Source organism: Streptomyces rubrogriseus, assembly GCF_027947575.1.
Classification (GTDB): Bacteria; Actinomycetota; Actinomycetes; order Streptomycetales; family Streptomycetaceae; genus Streptomyces; species Streptomyces rubrogriseus.
This window is the reverse complement of record NZ_CP116256.1, coordinates 2,140,277-2,157,604: the sequence shown is the minus strand read 5'-3', so window position 1 is coordinate 2,157,604 and position 17,328 is coordinate 2,140,277. Positions and strand designations below refer to the sequence as shown.

20 protein-coding genes are annotated in these 17,328 nt (G+C 71.6%); 4 read left to right on the top strand and 16 right to left on the bottom strand.

The features are described from left to right. Positions 1 to 93: 93 nt before the first annotated feature. Entirely contained in the window at positions 94 to 1,521 is a 1,428-nt protein-coding gene (locus Sru02f_RS09450; RefSeq protein WP_109031978.1) for a hypothetical protein, read from the bottom strand. A gap of 216 nt (positions 1,522 to 1,737) precedes the next feature. Here Sru02f_RS09450 and Sru02f_RS09445 point away from each other — a divergent pair, with 216 nt between their 5' ends. Then, positions 1,738 to 3,579, top strand: a complete 1,842-nt coding sequence (locus Sru02f_RS09445; RefSeq protein ID WP_109031977.1) for an endonuclease/exonuclease/phosphatase family protein — start codon at positions 1,738 to 1,740, stop codon at positions 3,577 to 3,579. Between the two features lie 31 nt (positions 3,580 to 3,610). On the opposite strand, the gene Sru02f_RS09440 is transcribed toward Sru02f_RS09445, so the two are convergent. The 3 genes from Sru02f_RS09440 to Sru02f_RS09430 all read right to left on the bottom strand — a co-directional run bounded on the left by Sru02f_RS09440 (position 3,611) and on the right by Sru02f_RS09430 (position 5,355). Beyond that, the gene (locus tag Sru02f_RS09440; RefSeq protein ID WP_109031976.1) at positions 3,611 to 4,318 is read right to left on the bottom strand and encodes an antibiotic biosynthesis monooxygenase; all 708 of its coding nucleotides are present in this window, start codon (positions 4,316 to 4,318) and stop codon (positions 3,611 to 3,613) included. 156 nt (positions 4,319 to 4,474) lie between these two features. Then, positions 4,475 to 4,939, bottom strand: coding sequence for a DUF3618 domain-containing protein (locus tag Sru02f_RS09435; protein ID WP_109031975.1), 465 nt, complete (start codon positions 4,937 to 4,939; stop codon positions 4,475 to 4,477). Beyond that, positions 4,936 to 5,355: a phage holin family protein gene (locus Sru02f_RS09430; protein WP_109031974.1), complete on the bottom strand. Its 420-nt coding sequence runs from the start codon at positions 5,353 to 5,355 to the stop codon at positions 4,936 to 4,938. Before Sru02f_RS09430 ends, Sru02f_RS09435 begins: the two co-directional genes overlap by 4 nt. A gap of 182 nt (positions 5,356 to 5,537) precedes the next feature. Here Sru02f_RS09430 and dapA point away from each other — a divergent pair, with 182 nt between their 5' ends. Then, a complete protein-coding gene (dapA, locus tag Sru02f_RS09425; protein WP_174855075.1) occupies positions 5,538 to 6,455 on the top strand; it encodes a 4-hydroxy-tetrahydrodipicolinate synthase in 918 nt (305 codons plus the stop codon). Here dapA and Sru02f_RS09420 read toward each other — a convergent pair. Then, on the bottom strand, positions 6,440 to 6,691 hold the full coding sequence (locus Sru02f_RS09420) for a hypothetical protein (protein WP_109031972.1): 252 nt from the start codon (positions 6,689 to 6,691) through the stop codon (positions 6,440 to 6,442). The genes dapA and Sru02f_RS09420 overlap by 16 nt on opposite strands. Positions 6,692 to 6,979: 288 nt before the next feature. Between Sru02f_RS09420 and Sru02f_RS09415 the strand changes: the two genes are divergently transcribed. After that, positions 6,980 to 7,708 (top strand): DNA alkylation repair protein, encoded by a 729-nt coding sequence (locus tag Sru02f_RS09415; protein WP_109031971.1) that lies wholly within the window; start codon positions 6,980 to 6,982, stop codon positions 7,706 to 7,708. A gap of 51 nt (positions 7,709 to 7,759) precedes the next feature. Here Sru02f_RS09415 and dapD read toward each other — a convergent pair whose 3' ends face one another. From dapD to Sru02f_RS09360, 11 genes are all read right to left on the bottom strand, one after another. Next, entirely contained in the window at positions 7,760 to 8,749 is a 990-nt protein-coding gene (dapD, locus tag Sru02f_RS09410; protein WP_109031970.1) for a 2,3,4,5-tetrahydropyridine-2,6-dicarboxylate N-succinyltransferase, read from the bottom strand. Between the two features lie 9 nt (positions 8,750 to 8,758). Further along, positions 8,759 to 9,352: a TetR/AcrR family transcriptional regulator gene (locus Sru02f_RS09405; protein ID WP_109031969.1), complete on the bottom strand. Its 594-nt coding sequence runs from the start codon at positions 9,350 to 9,352 to the stop codon at positions 8,759 to 8,761. Beyond that, on the bottom strand, positions 9,352 to 9,672 hold the full coding sequence (locus tag Sru02f_RS09400; RefSeq protein WP_003976901.1) for a DMT family transporter: 321 nt from the start codon (positions 9,670 to 9,672) through the stop codon (positions 9,352 to 9,354). Before Sru02f_RS09400 ends, Sru02f_RS09405 begins: the two co-directional genes overlap by 1 nt. 107 nt (positions 9,673 to 9,779) lie before the next feature. Further along, complete coding sequence (locus tag Sru02f_RS09395) at positions 9,780 to 10,112, bottom strand: metal-sulfur cluster assembly factor (RefSeq protein ID WP_003976900.1); 333 nt, start codon at positions 10,110 to 10,112, stop codon at positions 9,780 to 9,782. Further along, complete coding sequence (sufU, locus tag Sru02f_RS09390) at positions 10,109 to 10,579, bottom strand: Fe-S cluster assembly sulfur transfer protein SufU (RefSeq protein WP_030868583.1); 471 nt, start codon at positions 10,577 to 10,579, stop codon at positions 10,109 to 10,111. Before sufU ends, Sru02f_RS09395 begins: the two co-directional genes overlap by 4 nt. 17 nt (positions 10,580 to 10,596) lie before the next feature. Then, a complete protein-coding gene (locus Sru02f_RS09385) occupies positions 10,597 to 11,853 on the bottom strand; it encodes a cysteine desulfurase (protein ID WP_109031968.1) in 1,257 nt (418 codons plus the stop codon). Next, positions 11,850 to 12,614, bottom strand: a complete 765-nt coding sequence (sufC, locus tag Sru02f_RS09380) for a Fe-S cluster assembly ATPase SufC (RefSeq protein WP_031046948.1) — start codon at positions 12,612 to 12,614, stop codon at positions 11,850 to 11,852. Before sufC ends, Sru02f_RS09385 begins: the two co-directional genes overlap by 4 nt. A gap of 7 nt (positions 12,615 to 12,621) precedes the next feature. Further along, a complete protein-coding gene (locus Sru02f_RS09375) occupies positions 12,622 to 12,939 on the bottom strand; it encodes a non-heme iron oxygenase ferredoxin subunit (protein ID WP_003976896.1) in 318 nt (105 codons plus the stop codon). Beyond that, positions 12,936 to 14,120 (bottom strand): Fe-S cluster assembly protein SufD, encoded by a 1,185-nt coding sequence (sufD, locus tag Sru02f_RS09370; RefSeq protein ID WP_109031967.1) that lies wholly within the window; start codon positions 14,118 to 14,120, stop codon positions 12,936 to 12,938. The genes Sru02f_RS09375 and sufD overlap by 4 nt, the downstream gene beginning before the upstream one ends. 60 nt (positions 14,121 to 14,180) lie before the next feature. Further along, complete coding sequence (sufB, locus tag Sru02f_RS09365; protein ID WP_003976894.1) at positions 14,181 to 15,602, bottom strand: Fe-S cluster assembly protein SufB; 1,422 nt, start codon at positions 15,600 to 15,602, stop codon at positions 14,181 to 14,183. After that, positions 15,599 to 16,357: a helix-turn-helix transcriptional regulator gene (locus Sru02f_RS09360; RefSeq protein ID WP_109031966.1), complete on the bottom strand. Its 759-nt coding sequence runs from the start codon at positions 16,355 to 16,357 to the stop codon at positions 15,599 to 15,601. The genes sufB and Sru02f_RS09360 overlap by 4 nt, the downstream gene beginning before the upstream one ends. Before the next feature lie 171 nt (positions 16,358 to 16,528). On the opposite strand from Sru02f_RS09360, the gene Sru02f_RS09355 reads away from it, so the two are divergent. Continuing rightward, entirely contained in the window at positions 16,529 to 17,317 is a 789-nt protein-coding gene (locus Sru02f_RS09355) for an AAC(3) family N-acetyltransferase (RefSeq protein ID WP_109031965.1), read from the top strand. Positions 17,318 to 17,328: the final 11 nt, after the last annotated feature.

The window sequence follows — 17,328 nt, the reverse complement described above, 5'->3', positions numbered from 1 at the left end:
GCGGAGACCTCTCCCCCGCCCCCGGGCCGCCGCCCGCCGGGCCCCGTACGCCGCTCGGCCGCCGTCCCGCCCCCGTACGCCGCTCTGGGGCGCTCAGCCGCCCTGCTGGGAGCGTGCCTTGAACGCCGCCTTGCGGGCCTCCTTGGCCACCTTCTTGTCGGGGTGCAGCCGCCCCATCGCCTCCAGGACCTCCGGCGTGGCCGGGTGCTCGACCCGCCAGACCGTGTCGAAGAAGCCGCTGTGCTGCCGGGCGAGGCCCTCCACCAGGGCGCGCAGCTCCTCGGAGTTGCCCTCGGCGGCGAGCTGGGCGGCGACGGTGTCGATGGTCAGCCAGAAGACCATCTCCTGCGGCGGCGCCGGGACGTCCGGGGCCCCGTGCTCGGTGAGCCACACCCGGGCGAGGCCGCCCAGTTCGGCGTCGTCGAGGACCTCCCGCAGCGCGGGCTCGGCCTCCGCGCCGACCAGGGAGAGCGCCTGCTGGCAGCGCAGCCGGCGCAGCGGAGCCCCGGGGTCGGCGCCACGGGCCGCCGCGAGGAGTTCACGGGCGGCGTCGAGCGGGCTCCGCCCGGCCAGCCACAGCTCGGTCTCGGCGTGGGCCGCGGCCGGCGGGAAGGGCGCGGTGCCGTCGAGGAGCGCGTCGGCGCCCTTGTCGGAGAGGTCACCGACGGCGGGCGCCTCGAAGCCGGCGTCCAGGAGCCGGGCGCGCAGTCCGTACAGTCCCAGCGGGGTGAGCCGCACCATGCCGTAGCGGGTGACGTCGGCCTCGTCGACGGGGGCGGCGGGCTCCTCGTCGGCGTCGGCCATGAGCGCCTCGTCGACCGGCTGGTACTCGACGAGGCCGACCGGTTCGAGCAGCCGGAACTGGTCGTCCAGGCGCATCATCGCGTCCGACACCTGTTCCAGGACCTCGTTGCTGGGCTCGCCCATGTCGCTGGGCACGATCACGGAGGCGGCCAGCGCCGGCAGCGGCACCGGGGCCTCGCCGGGGCCCTCCTCGCCGACGGTGAGTAGGTAGAGGTTGCCGAGCACGCCGTCGAGGAAATCGGACTCGGCCTCGGGGTCCCAGTCGAGGGAGGACAGGTCGACCTCGCCGCCCTCGGCCATCGCGTCGACCAGGTCGTCGAGGTCGGGCACGCTCGCGTCGGCGAGCACGGCCTCCAGCGCGGTGAGCCAGACCCCGAGCACGTCCTGGGGGGAGCCGCCGGTGAGCAGGGCGAGGTCCTCGCCCGCGGCCACGGTGCCCGTCTCCTCGTCGGTGATCTCGACGAGCCCGGTGTCGACGGCGATCCGCCAGGCCTCGCTCGCGTGGGCGGCGGCGTCGTCCCCGCTCAGCCCGAGCTGCTCGGCCGCCGCGGGCAGCTGCTCCTCGACGAGTCCGCCCCCGGCGTCGACGCGGGTGCCGGCATCGGCCCAGCGGGCCAGCCGCGCGGCCCGGGCGAGCACCGGCGCGGACAGCGCGTCGCGGGCCAGCTCCGCTTCGGGGCGCAGCCGTGCGGGCGGCAGGGTGGAGCTGTCTGACATCGGATGTTTCTCCTCGCGCGCCTCTTGACCGCCGTACGGCCGCGTTCGGACCGCGTACGGCTCAACGGCTCAGCCTAGACGGGTTTCGCCCCATGCCGCCCGGTTCATCTCCCCGACGGGTGGTGTACATGGCCGAAACCTTGACAACTGGCCGGAGCAGGCAGGAGATTGACGCGCGTAGAGTCCCGCGCCACGTCACATCCCCGGAGGGATCCGTTGGCCAGCAAGTCCTTCGCGCGCCTCGCCGCGCTCACCGTCGCCACCGTCTGCTCGGCGGCGTCCACCGTCGTCCTCACCGTGCCCGCGCACGCCGCCTCCGCAGCGGCCGGCCCGGTGCGGATCCACGACGTCCAGGGCAGCACCAGGCTGTCGCCGTACGCCGGCGAGCAGGTCACGGACGTGGCCGGAATCGTCACCGGCGTCCGCGGCTACGGCTCCTCCAAGGGCTTCTGGATGCAGGACCCGCTGCCGGACGCGGACCCGGCCACCAGCGAGGGCGTCTTCGTCTTCACGAACAGGGCTCCCGAGGTCGCCGTCGGTGACGCGGTCACCGTGTCCGGCACGGTCTCGGAGTACGTCCCCGGCGGTACGTCCTCGGGGAACCAGTCGCTGACCGAGATCACCCGTCCGACGGTCACCGTCGTCTCGGGCGGCAACGCGATCCCGGCCGCGACGACCGTCTCCGCCCGCTCCGTGCCCCGCGCGTACGCCCCCGAGGGCGACGGGGCGGCCAACGGCTCGGTCAACGGCCTGGCCCTGCGGCCGAGGACGTACGCCCTGGACTACTACGAGTCGCTGGAGGGCATGAACGTCCGGGTCGCCGACGCCCGTGTGGTCGGCGCCTCGGACCCGTACACCGAGCTGTGGGTCACGGTGAAGCCCTGGGAGAACCCGAACCGCCGCGGCGGCACGGTCTACGGCTCCTACGACGACCAGAACACCGGCCGGCTGCAGATCCAGTCGCTGGGCAAGCCGGCCGACTTCCCCGTCGCCGACGTGGGCGACACGCTCGCCGGTACCACCGCCGGTCCACTGGACTACAACCAGTACGGCGGCTACACCCTGGTCGCGAGCGAGATCGGCGCCCTGGAGAGCGGCGACACCGAGCGCGAGTCGACGCGCCGGCAGAGCGCGCGCGAGCTGGCGGTGGCGACGTACAACGTCGAGAACCTCGACCCGTCGGACGACACCTTCACCGCGCACGCCGAAACGATCGTGCACAACCTGAAGTCGCCCGACATCGTGTCGCTGGAGGAGATCCAGGACAACAACGGCGCCACGGACGACGGCACCGTGGCGGCCGACGCGACGGTCGGGAAGCTGATCGACGCGATCGTCGCGGCCGGCGGCCCGCGCTACGAGTGGCGGGGCATCGACCCGGTGGACAAGGCGGACGGCGGCCAGCCCGGCGGCAACATCCGCCAGGCGTTCCTGTTCAACCCGGAGCGGGTCTCCTTCACCGACCGCGCGGGCGGCGACGCCACCACCGCGACCGGGGTGCGCAAGGCGCGCGGCAAGGCGGCGCTGACCCTCTCCCCCGGGCGGGTCGACCCGGCGAACCCGGCCTGGGAGGACAGCCGCAAGCCGCTGGCGGGCGAGTTCGTCTTCCGCGGCCGGACGGTCTTCGTCATCGCCAACCACTTCAACTCCAAGGGCGGCGACCAGGGTCTGACGGCGCAGTACCAGCCGCCGTCGCGCAGCTCGGAGACCCAGCGCCACGCCCAGGCGAAGGTGGTGAACACCTTCGTCAAGGAGATCCTGGCCGCCCAGAAGAACGCGGACGTCGTCGCGCTCGGCGACATCAACGACTTCGAGTTCTCCGGGACCGCCCGCGTCCTGGAGGACGACGGCGCCCTGTGGTCGGCGGTGAAGTCGCTGCCGAGGAGCGAGCGTTACTCGTACGTCTACCAGGGCAACAGCCAGGTCCTGGACCAGATCCTGGTCAGCCCGTCGGTGCGCCGCGCCGGACACCTGTCCTACGACAGCGTGCACGTCAACTCCGAGTTCCACGACCAGATCAGCGACCACGACCCGCAGGTGCTGCGTTTCCGTCCGTAACCGGCCGACGGTGGGGGCGGGTTCGGCGGCTTCAGCGGGGCACGAGGCCCAGCACGTGGTCGTAGCGGCTGACCGTGCTGCTCTTCAGGCCCGGCCAGGTCTGCACCCGCTCCCACTGAGGTGTCGAAGAGCCGACACCGTCCCCGGGTGCGGCGAGGGCGTCGCGGTGGGCCTGGGCACTCTCCCACTCGGCGTAGTTGAGGACGCGGGTGCCGTCGGTGCTGAGGTGGAAGTGGGCGGAGATGCCACCGGGGCGCGGGCTCGGCTCGCTCTCCAGGGCCTCGAAGACGGCGTCCACCCAGGCGCGCTGACGGTCGGGGTCGGGTCCCTCGAACTCGACGTCGACGATCACGACGCAGCCGGGGACGACGGCGGCCGCCGGGTCCTCGCGCCGCGTGCTGCGGTAGCGCCGGTACCTGCCGAGTCCCAGCCGTTCGATGCCCGGCACGGCGGTGTCGATCTCGTCGACGCGCTCCTGCCGGTGGGTCTTGACGAAGGCTTCGTACGCCTGCTCGCTCGCCCACTGGGAGTGGTGCAGCAGTGTGCTGCCGTCGTGCCCCGTGTAGACGTGGTAGCCGCGCAGGTCTTCGGCGGGCCAGGGCCGGCTCTCCCAGGTACGGGCGATGGCGTCGACGGTCTGCCGTTGCCGCTCGGGGGTGCCGACCCGCCAGGTGCTGAAGAAGGGCGCCAGGGCGTCGGGGCGGGCCAGGTCGGGGTGGGCGTCGGTGCGGCGGGTCATGCCGGCCTCCAGTGATCGGTTTCCGTCGGGTGCACGCACCACCCTCCGACCTCGACCATGGTTGAGGTCAAGCCCCTTCCGGCACCGGTGGAACGGCACATGGGCGAGGGGCCCCGTCCAGAGCCCCTCGCCCACGTGCCGTTCCCGCGCGTGCGCTCAGCAGTGCCCGTGCTGCCGGCGCCGCACGAGGCTCGCCGCGACCACCACGCCGGCCGCCGCCCCTGCGGCCAGCACGGCCCGCGGGTGCCCGAGGCCCGCCCGCACCGCACCGCGCGCCCGCCCGGGCCGCGCGTGCCGCTCCGCGGCGTCCTTGGTCCGGCCCGCCTTGTCGTGCGCGGTGTGCCCGGCCCGGCCCGCCTTGTCGTGCACGGTGTGCCCGGCGTGCGCGGCGGAGCTGCGCAACTGGACGCTCATCGCGCCCGCCTTGTCCTTCAGGTCGGCGGCCCGGGCCTTGGCGCGGCCCTTCACGTCGGCCTTGCCCGCCAGCTCCTCCACGGTGTCGCCGAGCTGGCCGCGGGTCTGTTCGATCTGCCTCCGCAGCTCGTCGGGGCCCTTGGCGCCGCCGACCGGCTGCTCGGTGGAGCCGCTCCTCGAACCGTCCCGGCTCGTCGCGTCGGTCATCGATGTGCCCTTTCCCTGATCTGGTCCACGTCGGCCCTGACGCTGCCGAGGGTCTCCTCGGGCTTGGGTGGCACGGCCCGGCGGAGCTGGGCGCGACCGGTCATGGCCAGTACGCCGGCGATCACGAAGAGCGCCGCCGTCACGATGAGCGCCGCGGCCCAGACGGGCAGTACCAGCGAGAGCGCGGCGGTGGCCGTGCCGGCCAGGGCGAACAGGCCCACGTAGGCGATGGCGCCCGCGGCACCGAGCATTCCGCCGCCGCGCCCGGCGCGCTTGCCCTTCTCGGCCAGTTCCATCTTGGCGAGGGCCACTTCCTGGCGCACGAGCCGGGAGAGCTGTTCGGTGGCCTGCCCGACGAGCTCGCCCACGGAGTGCTGCTCGTCGCGCACCGGCCTGGTGTGCGTGGTTCCGGTCACGGTGTTCCCGCCTCCTCTCGGTTCGGAGCACCCCGGGTACCCCGGGCCGAACGGCGCTACCCCTGCCGGTACCCGCGCCGCCCCAGTCCCCGGACCGCTTCCCTCACCCTGAAGCATTCATTACACATACCTCGTAGCAGAATTAAGTGGAGCTACACTGTCCGGCCGCCGACACTACTTCCATGACGACAGACGACGACTCCGCACCCTTCGGCCGCAGCCTGTGCGCCATGGTCACGCCCTTCACCGGGTCCGGCGCTCTCGACCTCGACGGCGCCCAGCGGCTCGCCGACCGGCTGGTCTCGCGGGGCTGTGACGGCCTGGTGCTGTCCGGCACCACGGGCGAGTCGCCGACCACCACGGACGCCGAGAAGGCGGCGCTGGTGACGGCGGTCAGGGAGGCGGTCGGGAACCGCGCGGCACTCGTCGCCGGGGTGGGCACCGCGGACACCCGGCACACCGTGGAACTGGCCCTGGCCGCGGAGAAGGCCGGCGCGGACGGACTGCTGGTGGTCGCGCCGTACTACAGCAGGCCGCCGCAGGACGCCCTGGAGGCGCACTTCCGCGAGGTCGCCGACGCGAGCGGCCTGCCCGTGATGCTGTACGACATCCCGGGCCGCACCGGCACCCGTATCGAACCCGACACCGTCGTCCGGCTCGCCGCGCACCCGCGGATCGTCGCCGTCAAGGACTGCGCCTACGACCTCCTCGGCACCCAGAAGGTGCTGTCCCGCACCGGTCTGGCCTACTACGCGGGCTGCGACGAACAGGTCCTCGCCCTCTACGCGATCGGAGCGGCGGGGTACGTCAGCACCGTCGCCAACGTCGTGCCGGAGCTGTTCCGGGCCGTCCTCGACGCCTTCGACGCGGGCGACACCGGCCGGGCCGCCCTGCTCCAGCGGCGGGCGGTCCCGCTCGTCGAGTCGATGATGGCGGCCGGCCTGCCCGGCACGGTCACCGCCAAGGCCCTCCTCGGCGCGCTGGGCCTGCCGGCGGGCCCGGTCCGCGCACCGCTGCGGTCCGCGGACCCGGAGACCACCGCCGGCCTGCTGGCGGCCTACGGAGAACTGGCCGCCGACGCCTCTCAGTCCCAGGCGTAGCCGTCGCCGAACAGCAGGGTGTGCTCCAGTACGTCCTCCGCCGGGTCGTCGATCTGCCCGACGTGGACGTTGAGGAGCCCCACCCGGGGGCCGTTGTGCGAACCGGTCGTCGTCTCGTCGGCGTGCGCGGCCCCCGCGGCCCACACCGACCCGCAGCACACCAGCACCGCGGCCCCCGCCCCGGCCAGCAGGCGCGCCGCGGCCCCCACCCGCTCGTTCCTCGTCCCAGGCGTCATCCCAGTTCCTCTTCTCGTCGGATCGGCGTCTGATCGGACACTGCGTCCACCCGTTCATCCGCCAAGACCACCGACAAGTCACGGGCAGTCATCCGTACGTGCGGGTTACGGTGCCCGCGACGAGCAGAAGACGCTACGTGACCCGGATCGTCCCGGGCGGACTCCGGCCCTGGGACACCAAGGGCCGCCGCTGGTGGGGCGACCACTACGAGATGTGCCCGAGCGCCGTAGGCTGGGCCTCCGCAGATGACCGACAGAGGGCGACACGGGCCGACAGGAGGGGCCGAGGTGCCGGAGAAGACGCCGGGCAGGACGCCGACCGGGCCCACGGTGGCCGAGGTGACGGCCGAGCTGGCCGCGCTCGAGGATCCGCGGATCCGGGCGGTGAACGAGAAGCACGGCGACGACCACGGGGTGAACCTCACCAGGCTGCGCGCGATCGCGAAGCGCCTGAAGACGCAGCCGGACCTGGCACGCCGCCTGTGGGCGACGGACGACACCGCCGCGCGGCTGCTGAGCCTCCTGATCTGCCGCCCCAAGGCCTTGCACCGCGACGAACTGGACACCATGCTCCGCGAGGCCCGCACTCCGAAGGTGCACGACTGGCTCGTCGCCTACGTGGTGAAGAAGAACCCGCACGCCGAGGAACTGCGCGTGGCCTGGACCGCCGACCCGGACCCGGTGGTCGCGAGCGCCGGCTGGGCGCTGACCACGGAACGCGTGACGAGGAACCCGGCGGGTCTCGACCTCCCGGCCCTGCTGGACACCGTCGAGTCGGAGATGAGCGACGCCCCGGACCGCCTCCAGTGGGCGATGAACCACTGCCTGGCCCGGATCGGCATCGACCACCCCGAACACCGCCCCCGCGCCCTCGCCATCGGCGAACGCCTGGGCGTCCTGAAGGACTACCCGACTCCCCCGGGCTGCACCTCCCCGTACGCCCCCGCCTGGATCACGGAGATCGTGCGCCGCCAACAGGAGGACGCCACCGCGAAACCCTCCCCCGCAGACGCCTGAGCGCCCTCCCCGCAAACGGCGGCAGAGGGCGCTCGGCGAGCCTGCGCGGGCTCAGTTGTGGCTGTGCAGGACCTCGTTCAGGCCGCCCCAGACCGCGTTGTTCGGGCGGGCCTCGACCGTGCCGGTGACCGAGTTGCGGCGGAAGAGGATGTTGGAGGCGCCGGAGAGTTCGCGGGCCTTGACGACCTGGCCGTCGGGCATCGTGACGCGGGTGCCCGCGGTGACGTAGAGGCCGGCCTCGACCACGCACTCGTCGCCCAGCGCGATGCCGACGCCCGCCTCGGCGCCGACCAGGCAGCGCTCGCCGATGACGATGCGGACGTTGCCGCCGCCGGAGAGGGTGCCCATGGTGGAGGCGCCGCCGCCGATGTCGGAGCCGTCGCCGACGACGACGCCCGCGGAGATGCGGCCCTCGACCATCGAGGTGCCCAGCGTGCCGGCGTTGAAGTTGACGAAGCCCTCGTGCATGACCGTGGTGCCCTCGGCCAGGTGGGCGCCGAGCCGCACGCGGTCGGCGTCGGCGATGCGGACGCCCTTGGGGGCGACGTAGTCCGTCATGCGCGGGAACTTGTCGATCGAGGTGACCTGGAGGTGCAGGCCCTCGGCGCGGGCGTTGAGGCGGACCTTCTCGATGTCGTCGACGGCCACCGGGCCCAGCGAGGTCCAGGCGACGTTGGCGAGGTGGGCGAAGATGCCGTCCAGGCTCTGGCCGTGCGGCTTGACCAGGCGGTGCGAGAGCAGGTGCAGGCGCAGGTAGACGTCGTGCGTGTCGACCGGCTTCTCGTCCAGCGAGGAGATGACCGTGCGGACCGCGACCACCTCGACGCCGCGGCGGGCGTCCGGACCGACCGCGGCGGTCGCGCCGCCGCCCAGGAGTTCGGCGGCCTGCTCGGCGGTGAGGCGCTCGGTGCCGGAGGGGCCGGGCTCGTCGGACAGTTCGGGGGCCGGGAACCAGGTGTCGAGGACGGTGCCGTCGGCGGCGATCGTGGCGAGGCCGGCGGCCACGGCGCCGGTGGTGCGGGGAGCAGTCGTGTCGGTCATGAGGGCAACCTAACCGGCCGTCGCCGGTGGAAGCGAGCCGGGCCCGCGGCCGTCTCGGGTGGCGGGCGCGGGGATCAGCCGGGTCAGCACCTCCCGGGCGTACTCCTCGTCGTACGGCGTGTCCGTCAGCAGGACCTGGAGGCAGATTCCGTCGAGGACGGCGACCAGGGCGCGGGCGGTCGTGGGGTCGGTGCGGGCGGCGAGCAGGGCGCCCACGCCCTCGGCCCACTTGGCGGCGACCGGGCGCAGGGCGGGGCGGCGCAGGGCGGCGAGGTACAGCTCGTACTCCAGCTCCACGCCGGTGCGGTCGCCGCCCAGCCACTCGCCGAGGACGCGGGCGAGTTCGCCGGGCAGGTCGGCCTCGGGGTCGGACAGGGCGGGGTGCGCCGCGACGACCCTGGCGAAGCCCTCGTTGGCCTGGCGCAGGGCGGCCACCATGAGGTCGTCGAGGGTCGCGAAGTGGTACGTCGTGGAGCCGAGCGGCACGTCCGCCTCGGCGGCGACGGTGCGGTGGCTGAGGCCGGCGATGCCCTTCTGTCCGACGACCCTGATCGCCGCGTCGATGATGCGCTGGCGGCGCTCCGGGTCGTGGCGGCGGGGCATCAGTGCGCTCCGCCGAGGTTGAGGACGACGACGCCGATGATGATCAGCGCGATGCCGGCGGCCTTGGTGAGGGTCATCCCCTCACCCATGAAGGCCACGCCGATGGTGGCGATGGCCGCCGTGCCCACTCCGGCCCAGATCGCGTACGCCGTGCCGACGGCGAGGATCTTCAGGGTCTGGGCGAGGAGCGCGAAGGAGAGGACGTACGCGAGGGCCGTCAGCAGGGACGGCACCAGCCTGCTGAAACCCTCGCTGTACTTCATGGCGGTGGTGCCGGCGACCTCGGCGGCGATGGCTCCGGCCAGGAGCAGATATCCCATGTGTACGAGCGTACATAACGATGGATGAGGGCGGGTGCGAACACGAGAAACGGCGGCACCCGAAGGTGCCGCCGTTCTCCGAAACCGTGCTGCCGGTGCGGTGTGGCTCAGACGTTGAACCCCAGCGCGCGCAGCTGCTCGCGGCCGTCGTCCGTGATCTTGTCGGGGCCCCACGGCGGCATCCAGACCCAGTTGATGCGCAGCTCGCTGACCAGGCCGTCCGTGGCGGACTTGGCCTGGTCCTCGATCACGTCGGTCAGCGGACAGGCCGCCGACGTCAGGGTCATGTCGACGGTGGCGATGTTCGCGTCGTCGACGTGGATGCCGTAGATCAGGCCGAGGTTGACGACGTCGATGCCCAGCTCGGGGTCCACGACGTCCATCAGGGCCTCGCGGAGCTCCTCCTCCGAGGCCGGCTTCATCTCCAGGGTCTCGCTCATGCCGTCGTCTCCTTCTCGGCGTCGGCGCCGTCCAGCGCCTGGGCGGTCGCGTCCTTCCAGGCCATCCAGCTCAGCAGGGCGCACTTGACCCGGGCCGGGTACTTCGAGACCCCGGCGAACGCGACCGCGTCCTCCAGGACCTCCTCCATCGCGTCGTCGGGCTCGATCCTGCCCTTGGACTGCATCAGCTCCAGGAAGGTCTCCTGGATCCGCTGCGCCTGGGCGAGGTCCTTGCCGACCAGCAGGTCGTTCAGCACGGAGGCGCTCGCCTGGCTGATGGAGCAGCCCTGGCCCTCGTAGCTGACGTCGCTGATCGTCGTGCCGTCGTACTTCACGCGGAGCGTGATCTCGTCCCCGCAGGTGGGGTTGACGTGGTGGACCTCGGCGTCGCCATCCCGCAAGCCCCGCCCGTGCGGGTTCTTGTAGTGGTCCAGGATGACTTCCTGGTACATGGAGTCCAGCTTCATGCTCTTCGCTCGTCCCGTCAGCCGAAGAAGTTCCGTACGTGCTCCAGGCCGTCGACCAGTGCGTCGATCTCGGCCGGCGTGGAGTACAGATAGAACGACGCTCGCGTGGTCGCAGGAATTCCGTAGCGCAGGCAGACGGGGCGGGCGCAGTGGTGGCCGACCCGGACCGCGATGCCCTGCTCGTCGAGGACCTGGCCCACGTCGTGCGGGTGGATGTCCCCCAGCGTGAAGGAGATCGCCGCGCCGCGCTCCTCGGCCGTGGTGGGGCCGATGATGCGCAGGTCCGGGACCTCCAGCAGGCGCTTGACCGCGTACTCGGTCAGCGCGTGCTCGTGGGCGAGGATCTTGTCCATGCCGATCGAGTTGAGGTAGTCGATCGCCGCGCCGAGACCGACCGCCTGGGCGACCGGGGGCGTGCCCGCCTCGAACTTGTGCGGGGCCGGGGCGTAGGTGGAGGAGTGCATCGAGACGGTCTCGATCATCTCGCCGCCGCCGAGGAACGGCGGGAGGTCCTCGAGCAGTTCCTGGCGGCCCCACAGGACGCCGATGCCGGTCGGGCCGCACATCTTGTGGCCGGTGAAGGCCACGAAGTCGGCCTGGAGGGCCTGTACGTCCAGCGGCATGTGCGGCGCGGCCTGGGAGGCGTCGATGCAGACCAGCGCGCCGACCTCCTGGGCCCGGCGCACGATCGCCTCGACCGGGTTCTGGGTGCCCAGGATGTTGGAGACCAGCACGAAGGAGACGATCTTCGTCTTCTCGGTGATGACCTCGTCGATGTTGGACAGGTCCAGGCGGCCGTCGTCGGTGAGGCCGAACCAGCGGAGCTTCGCACCGGTGCGCTGCGCCAGCAGCTGCCACGGCACGATGTTGGAGTGGTGCTCCATCTCCGTGATGACGATCTCGGTCTCGTGGTCCACGCGGTAGGGGTCGTCGGCCCAGCCCAGCATGTTCGCGACCAGGTTGAGGGACTCCGAGGCGTTCTTGGTGAAGATCACCTCGTCGCGCGAGGGCGCGTTGACGAACTCCGCGACCTTGTCACGCGCGCCCTCGTACAGCGCCGTGGCCTCCTCGGCGAGGACGTGCACGCCGCGGTGGACGTTGGCGTTGTAGCGCTCGTAGTACTCGCTGAGCGCGTCCAGCACCTGCCGCGGCTTCTGGCTGGTCGCCGCGTTGTCCAGGTACACGAGCTTGTGCCCGTCGTGGACCTGGCGGTCCAGGATGGGGAAGTCCTTGCGGATCGCCTCTGTGTCGAGGAGGCCCGGCAGCTGTGTCACTCGGATGCGCCGCCCTTCGTGTATGCCTCGTAGCCCTCGGCCTCCAGCTTGTCGGCCAGCTCGGCCCCGCCGGACTCGGCGATGCGGCCGTTGGCGAAGACGTGGACGTGGTCGGGCTTGATGTAGCGCAGGATGCGCGTGTAGTGCGTGATCAGCAGGGTGCCGACCTCGCCGGTCTCGCGGACGCGGTTGACGCCCTCGGAGACGACGCGCAGGGCGTCGACGTCCAGGCCGGAGTCGGTCTCGTCGAGGATGGCGACCTTCGGCTTGAGCAGCTCCAGCTGGAGGATCTCGTGGCGCTTCTTCTCACCGCCGGAGAAGCCCTCGTTGACGTTGCGCTCGGCGAAGGCGGGGTCCATGTTGAGGCGCTCCATGGCCTCCTTGACCTCCTTGACCCAGTGCCGCAGCTTGGGGGCCTCGCCGCGGACGGCGGTGGCGGAGGTGCGCAGGAAGTTGGAGACCGAGACGCCGGGGACCTCGACCGGGTACTGCATGGCGAGGAAGAGGCCGGCGCGGGCGCGCTCGTCGACGGACATCTCCAGGACGTCCTCGCCGTCGAGGGTGACGGTGCCGCCGGTGATCGTGTACTTCGGGTGACCCGCGAGGGAGTAGGCGAGGGTCGACTTGCCGGAGCCGTTGGGGCCCATGATGGCGTGCGTCTCGCCCTGCTTCACGGTGAGGTCGACGCCCTTGAGGATCTCCTTCGTGGCGTTGTCGGCCTCGACGGTGACGTGCAGGTCTCGGATTTCAAGCGTTGCCATGGGTGCCTCAGGACTCCTGGGTGAGGGAGACGAGCACGTCGTCCCCTTCGATCTTTACGGGGTATACGGGGACGGGGCGCGTCGCCGGCAGACTGTCGGGCTTGCCGGAGCGGAGGTCGAAGCGCGAGCCGTGCAGCCAGCACTCGATGTGGCAGTCGTCGACCTCGCCCTCGGCCAGCGAGACGTTCGCGTGCGAGCAGATGTCGTGGATGGCGAACAGCTCGCCCTCGGTGCGCACGACGGAGATCGGCGTGCCGTCGAGTTCCACCCGCTTGGGGGTGTCCTCCTCCAGCTCGTCCGCTCCACAGACGCGTACGAAGGTCATGCGACCGACGCCTCCAGCTCTTCCGCGATCTTGGCGAGGAGGCGCTCCTCGATGTCCGCGACGCCGATCTGCTGGACCAGCTCGGCGAAGAAGCCGTGGACCACCAGACGGCGGGCGTCCAGCTCGGGGATGCCGCGCGCCATCAGGTAGAAGAGCTGCTCGTCGTCGAAGCGGCCGGTGGCGGAGGCGTGACCGGCACCGACGATCTCGCCGGTCTCGATCTCCAGGTTCGGCACCGAGTCGACCCGCGCGCCGTCGGTGAGGACGAGGTTGCGGTTCATCTCGTAGGTGTCGGTGCCCTCGGCCGCGGCCTCGATGAGCACGTCGCCGATCCACACCGCGTGCGCGTCGTCGCCCTGGAGCGCGCCCTTGTAGACGACGTTGGACTTGCAGTGCGGGACGTTGTGGTCGACCAGGAGGCGGTGCTCCTGGTGCTGGCCCGCGTCGGTGAAGTACAGGCCGAACAGCTCGGCCTCGCCGCCGGGTCCGGCGTAGGCCACCCGCGGGTGCAGCCGGACCAGGTCGCCGCCGAAGGTGACGACGAAGGACTTGAAGGTCGCGTCGCGGCCGACGAGCGCGTTGTGCTGACCGACGTGGACCGCCTTGTCGTCCCAGTCCTGGACGGAGACGACGGTCAGCTTGGCGCCGTCACCCAGGACGTAGTCGACGTTGGCGGCGAGGACCGCGTCGCCGGTGTGGTCGATGACGACCACGGCCTCGGCGAAGGCGCCCAGCTCGACGACCTGGTGGGCGTAGGCGGTGCCGCCCTCGCCGTGCACGGCGATGCGGATCGGCTCGGTGAGGACCGTCTCCTTGGGGACGGTGATCACGCCCGCCTTCTCGAACGCCGAGTAGGCCTGGGCGGCGACCCGGTCCACGGGCGTCCCGGCCCTGCCGATGCGCGCGTCGTCGCGGCCGACGGTCTCGACGACGACGCCCTCGGGCGCCTCGATGTCGACCTTCACGCCGTCACCGGTGGCGACGGCGGTGCCGTCGTGCAGCCCGCGCAGCCGCTCCAGCGGGGTGAACCGCCATTCCTCCTCGCGGCCGTGGGGGACCGGGAAGTCCGCCACGTCGAAGGACGCGGGCGCGCTCATGCGCGTGGCGACGGTCGACTCGGCGGCCACCGCGATCTGGCCCGCGGTGGTGGACCCCACGGGGATGTTCTGAGCCTCAGCCATGGCTGTCGGTCTGCTCTCTTCCTACGTTCCTGGATCTGGTGACTGCGGTGGGGGCGGGGGTCAGCCGACCGCGCCCTCCATCTGCAGCTCGATCAGCCGGTTGAGCTCGAGGGCGTACTCCATGGGCAGCTCCTTGGCGATCGGCTCGACGAAGCCGCGCACGATCATCGCCATCGCCTCGAACTCGCTCAGGCCGCGGCTCATCAGGTAGAAGAGCTGGTCCTCGGAGACCTTGGAGACGGTCGCCTCGTGGCCCATGGACACGTCGTCCTCGCGGACGTCCACGTAGGGGTACGTGTCGGAGCGGGAGATGGTGTCGACCAGCAGCGCGTCGCACAGCACGTTCGACTTGGAGCCGTGGGCGCCCTCGCCGATCTCGACGAGACCGCGGTAGGAGGTGCGGCCGCCGCCGCGGGCCACGGACTTCGAGACGATGTTGGAGGAGGTGTTCGGCGCCATGTGGACCATCTTGGAGCCGGCGTCCTGGTGCTGGCCCTCGCCCGCGAAGGCGATGGAGAGGGTCTCGCCCTTGGCGTGCTCGCCCATCAGGTAGACGGCCGGGTACTTCATCGTCACCTTGGAGCCGATGTTGCCGTCGATCCACTCCATGGTCGCGCCCTCGTACGCCACGGCGCGCTTGGTGACCAGGTTGTAGACGTTGTTCGACCAGTTCTGGATGGTCGTGTAGCGGCAGCGGGCGTTCTTCTTGACGATGATCTCGACGACCGCGGAGTGCAGCGAGTCCGACTTGTAGATCGGCGCGGTGCAGCCCTCGACGTAGTGCACGTAGGCACCCTCGTCGACGATGATCAGGGTCCGCTCGAACTGGCCCATGTTCTCCGTGTTGATACGGAAGTAGGCCTGGAGCGGGATCTCGACGTGCACGCCCTTCGGCACGTAGATGAAGGAGCCGCCGGACCACACGGCGCTGTTCAGCGAGGCGAACTTGTTGTCACCGACGGGGATGACGGTGCCGAAGTACTCCTTGAAGAGCTCCGGGTGCTCCTTCAGGGCCGTGTCGGTGTCCAGGAAGATGACGCCCTGCTCCTCCAGGTCCTCGCGGATCTGGTGGTAGACGACCTCGGACTCGTACTGCGCGGCGACACCGGCGACGAGGCGCTGCTTCTCCGCCTCGGGGATGCCGAGCTTGTCGTACGTGTTCTTGATGTCCTCGGGCAGGTCCTCCCAGGACTCCGCCTGCTTCTCCGTGGAGCGCACGAAGTACTTGATGTTGTCGAAGTCGATCCCCGACAGGTCCGAGCCCCAGTTCGGCATGGGCTTCTTCTCGAAGAGGCGCAGGCCCTTGAGCCGGAGCTTGGTCATCCACTCCGGCTCGTTCTTCTTCGCGGAGATGTCGCGGACGACGTCCTCGTTGATGCCGCGCTTGGCAGAGGCGCCGGCCGTGTCGGAGTCGGCCCAGCCGTATTCGTACTTGCCCAGGCCCTCGAGCTCGGGGTGAGCAGTCTCCGTGGGGAGAGTCATGCGGGGTTCCTCCCGGCCGTGCTTGCAGATGCGTTAGCGGTGTTCTTGGGCGCGCGCGCCGGGGGTGGCGCGTGCGAAGTCTTCGGAATGAACGTGGTGCAGACCCCGTCGCCGTGCGCGATGGTCGCGAGACGCTGTACATGCGTACCGAGCAGCTCGGCGAAAAATTCCGTCTCCGCCTCGCACAGCTGCGGGAACTGCTCCGCGACGTGGGCGACCGGGCAGTGGTGCTGGCACAGCTGCTCGCCCTGCTGGGGGTGGGGTGCGCTCCGCGCGGTAGCAGCGTACCCGTCCTCGCTCAGGGCCTTGGCCAGCGCTTCGGCGCGCTTCTCGGCGGGGACGGACTCGACGGCCGCGCGGTACGCGCCCGACTGGGCGGCGATCCGGGCCCGGGCGAAGGCGGCGATCGCCTGCTCCCCGCCCTCCTGCTCGGCGATCCAGCGCAGGGCGTCGGCGGCCAGCTTGTCATACGACTGGTCGAAGGCGTCCCGGCCGCAGTCGGTGAGCGCGAAGACCTTGGCGGGCCGCCCGCGCGTGCGCGCGCCGTAGACCCGCTGCTCGCGGGCCTCGACCACGTCGTCCGCGACCAGGGCGTCGAGGTGGCGCCGGACGGCGGCCTGGGTCAGGCCCAGGCGTCCGGCGAGCTCGGCGACGGTCGAGGGCCCGTGGTCCAGGATGGAGCGCGCGACGCGGTTGCGGGTGGACCGCTCACCGGTCGCGAGTTCCTCCTGCGGAGCCTCACCGACGTTTTTCACAACGCCATTGTTGCGTAATTCCTCCGGGGCGGGCAAGCCGCGTCCGGATCATCGGGCGGTGCCCTGCGTCACTTAGGCATACCTAAGGTGACCTGCGGAAACGATCTTTGATCGATCAGGCGCCGGACAATCGGCTGGCGTCCGCGACCGGCTTCCGGAACACTCCCCCGCATGCCCACGCCCCCTCCGACCGGCCCACTCGTCACCCGCGGCTCGCTCGCCGCCGGGCTGCGCGAACTGGGTGTGCGCACCGGCGACACCCTCCTCGCGCACTCCTCGCTCAGCTCGCTCGGCTGGGTCTGCGGCGGCCCCGTCGCGGTCGTCCAGGCGCTGCTCGACGTCCTCGGTCCGGACGGCACCCTGGTGGTCCCGACCCAGACCGGCGACCTCTCCGACCCGGCCCTGTGGACCAGCCCGCCGGTGCCCGAGGAGTGGTGGGAGGCCGTGCGCGCGGCGACGCCCCCCTACGACCCGCTGATCACGCCCTCGCGCGGCGTGGGCGTGGTCCCGGAGACGGTCCGCACCTGGCCCGGCGCCCGGCGCAGCGCCCATCCGCAGACCTCCTTCGCGGCCCTGGGCGCCCGCGCCGCCGAGGTGGTCGCCGGCCACGCGACCGACTGCCGGCTGGGCGAGCGCAGTCCGCTGGCCGCGCTGGAGCGGCTGGACGCCCGGGTCCTGCTGCTCGGCGCGGGTTACGACGCGTGCACCGCCTTCCACCTCGCCGAGTACCGGATCCCCGCCCCGCTGGTGGAGGTGGGGCGTCCGGGGCCGGTGGGCTGGGAGCGGGTGACGGAGGTGTCGATCACGTCGGAGCGCTTCGACGAACTGGGCCACGACTTCGAACGGGACCGCCCCGTCGCGCGCGGCAGGGTCGGCGCGGCCGACGTACGGCTGTTCTCCCTGCCGGAGGCGGTCGCGTACGCCGGGCGGTGGCTGCCCGTGCACCGCCCTCGCGAGTGAGTCCGGTACCG

Excerpts from the sequence above, each read along its gene's own strand:
- Sru02f_RS09375 (WP_003976896.1), bottom strand. The coding sequence starts at position 12,939 with ATGACCTTCGTACGCGTCTGTGGAGCGGACGAGCTGGAGGAGGACACC.
- Sru02f_RS09420 (WP_109031972.1), bottom strand. The coding sequence starts at position 6,691 with ATGACGCCTGGGACGAGGAACGAGCGGGTGGGGGCCGCGGCGCGCCTG.
- Sru02f_RS09405 (WP_109031969.1), bottom strand. The coding sequence starts at position 9,352 with ATGCCCCGCCGCCACGACCCGGAGCGCCGCCAGCGCATCATCGACGCG.
- dapD (WP_109031970.1), bottom strand. The coding sequence starts at position 8,749 with ATGACCGACACGACTGCTCCCCGCACCACCGGCGCCGTGGCCGCCGGC.
- Sru02f_RS09400 (WP_003976901.1), bottom strand. The coding sequence starts at position 9,672 with ATGGGATATCTGCTCCTGGCCGGAGCCATCGCCGCCGAGGTCGCCGGC.
- sufD (WP_109031967.1), bottom strand. The coding sequence starts at position 14,120 with ATGGCTGAGGCTCAGAACATCCCCGTGGGGTCCACCACCGCGGGCCAG.
- dapA (WP_174855075.1), top strand. The coding sequence starts at position 5,538 with ATGACGACAGACGACGACTCCGCACCCTTCGGCCGCAGCCTGTGCGCC.
- Sru02f_RS09355 (WP_109031965.1), top strand. The coding sequence starts at position 16,529 with ATGCCCACGCCCCCTCCGACCGGCCCACTCGTCACCCGCGGCTCGCTC.
- sufC (WP_031046948.1), bottom strand. The coding sequence starts at position 12,614 with ATGGCAACGCTTGAAATCCGAGACCTGCACGTCACCGTCGAGGCCGAC.
- Sru02f_RS09395 (WP_003976900.1), bottom strand. The coding sequence starts at position 10,112 with ATGAGCGAGACCCTGGAGATGAAGCCGGCCTCGGAGGAGGAGCTCCGC.
- Sru02f_RS09435 (WP_109031975.1), bottom strand. The coding sequence starts at position 4,939 with ATGACCGACGCGACGAGCCGGGACGGTTCGAGGAGCGGCTCCACCGAG.
- sufU (WP_030868583.1), bottom strand. The coding sequence starts at position 10,579 with ATGAAGCTGGACTCCATGTACCAGGAAGTCATCCTGGACCACTACAAG.
- Sru02f_RS09450 (WP_109031978.1), bottom strand. The coding sequence starts at position 1,521 with ATGTCAGACAGCTCCACCCTGCCGCCCGCACGGCTGCGCCCCGAAGCG.
- Sru02f_RS09440 (WP_109031976.1), bottom strand. The coding sequence starts at position 4,318 with ATGACCCGCCGCACCGACGCCCACCCCGACCTGGCCCGCCCCGACGCC.
- sufB (WP_003976894.1), bottom strand. The coding sequence starts at position 15,602 with ATGACTCTCCCCACGGAGACTGCTCACCCCGAGCTCGAGGGCCTGGGC.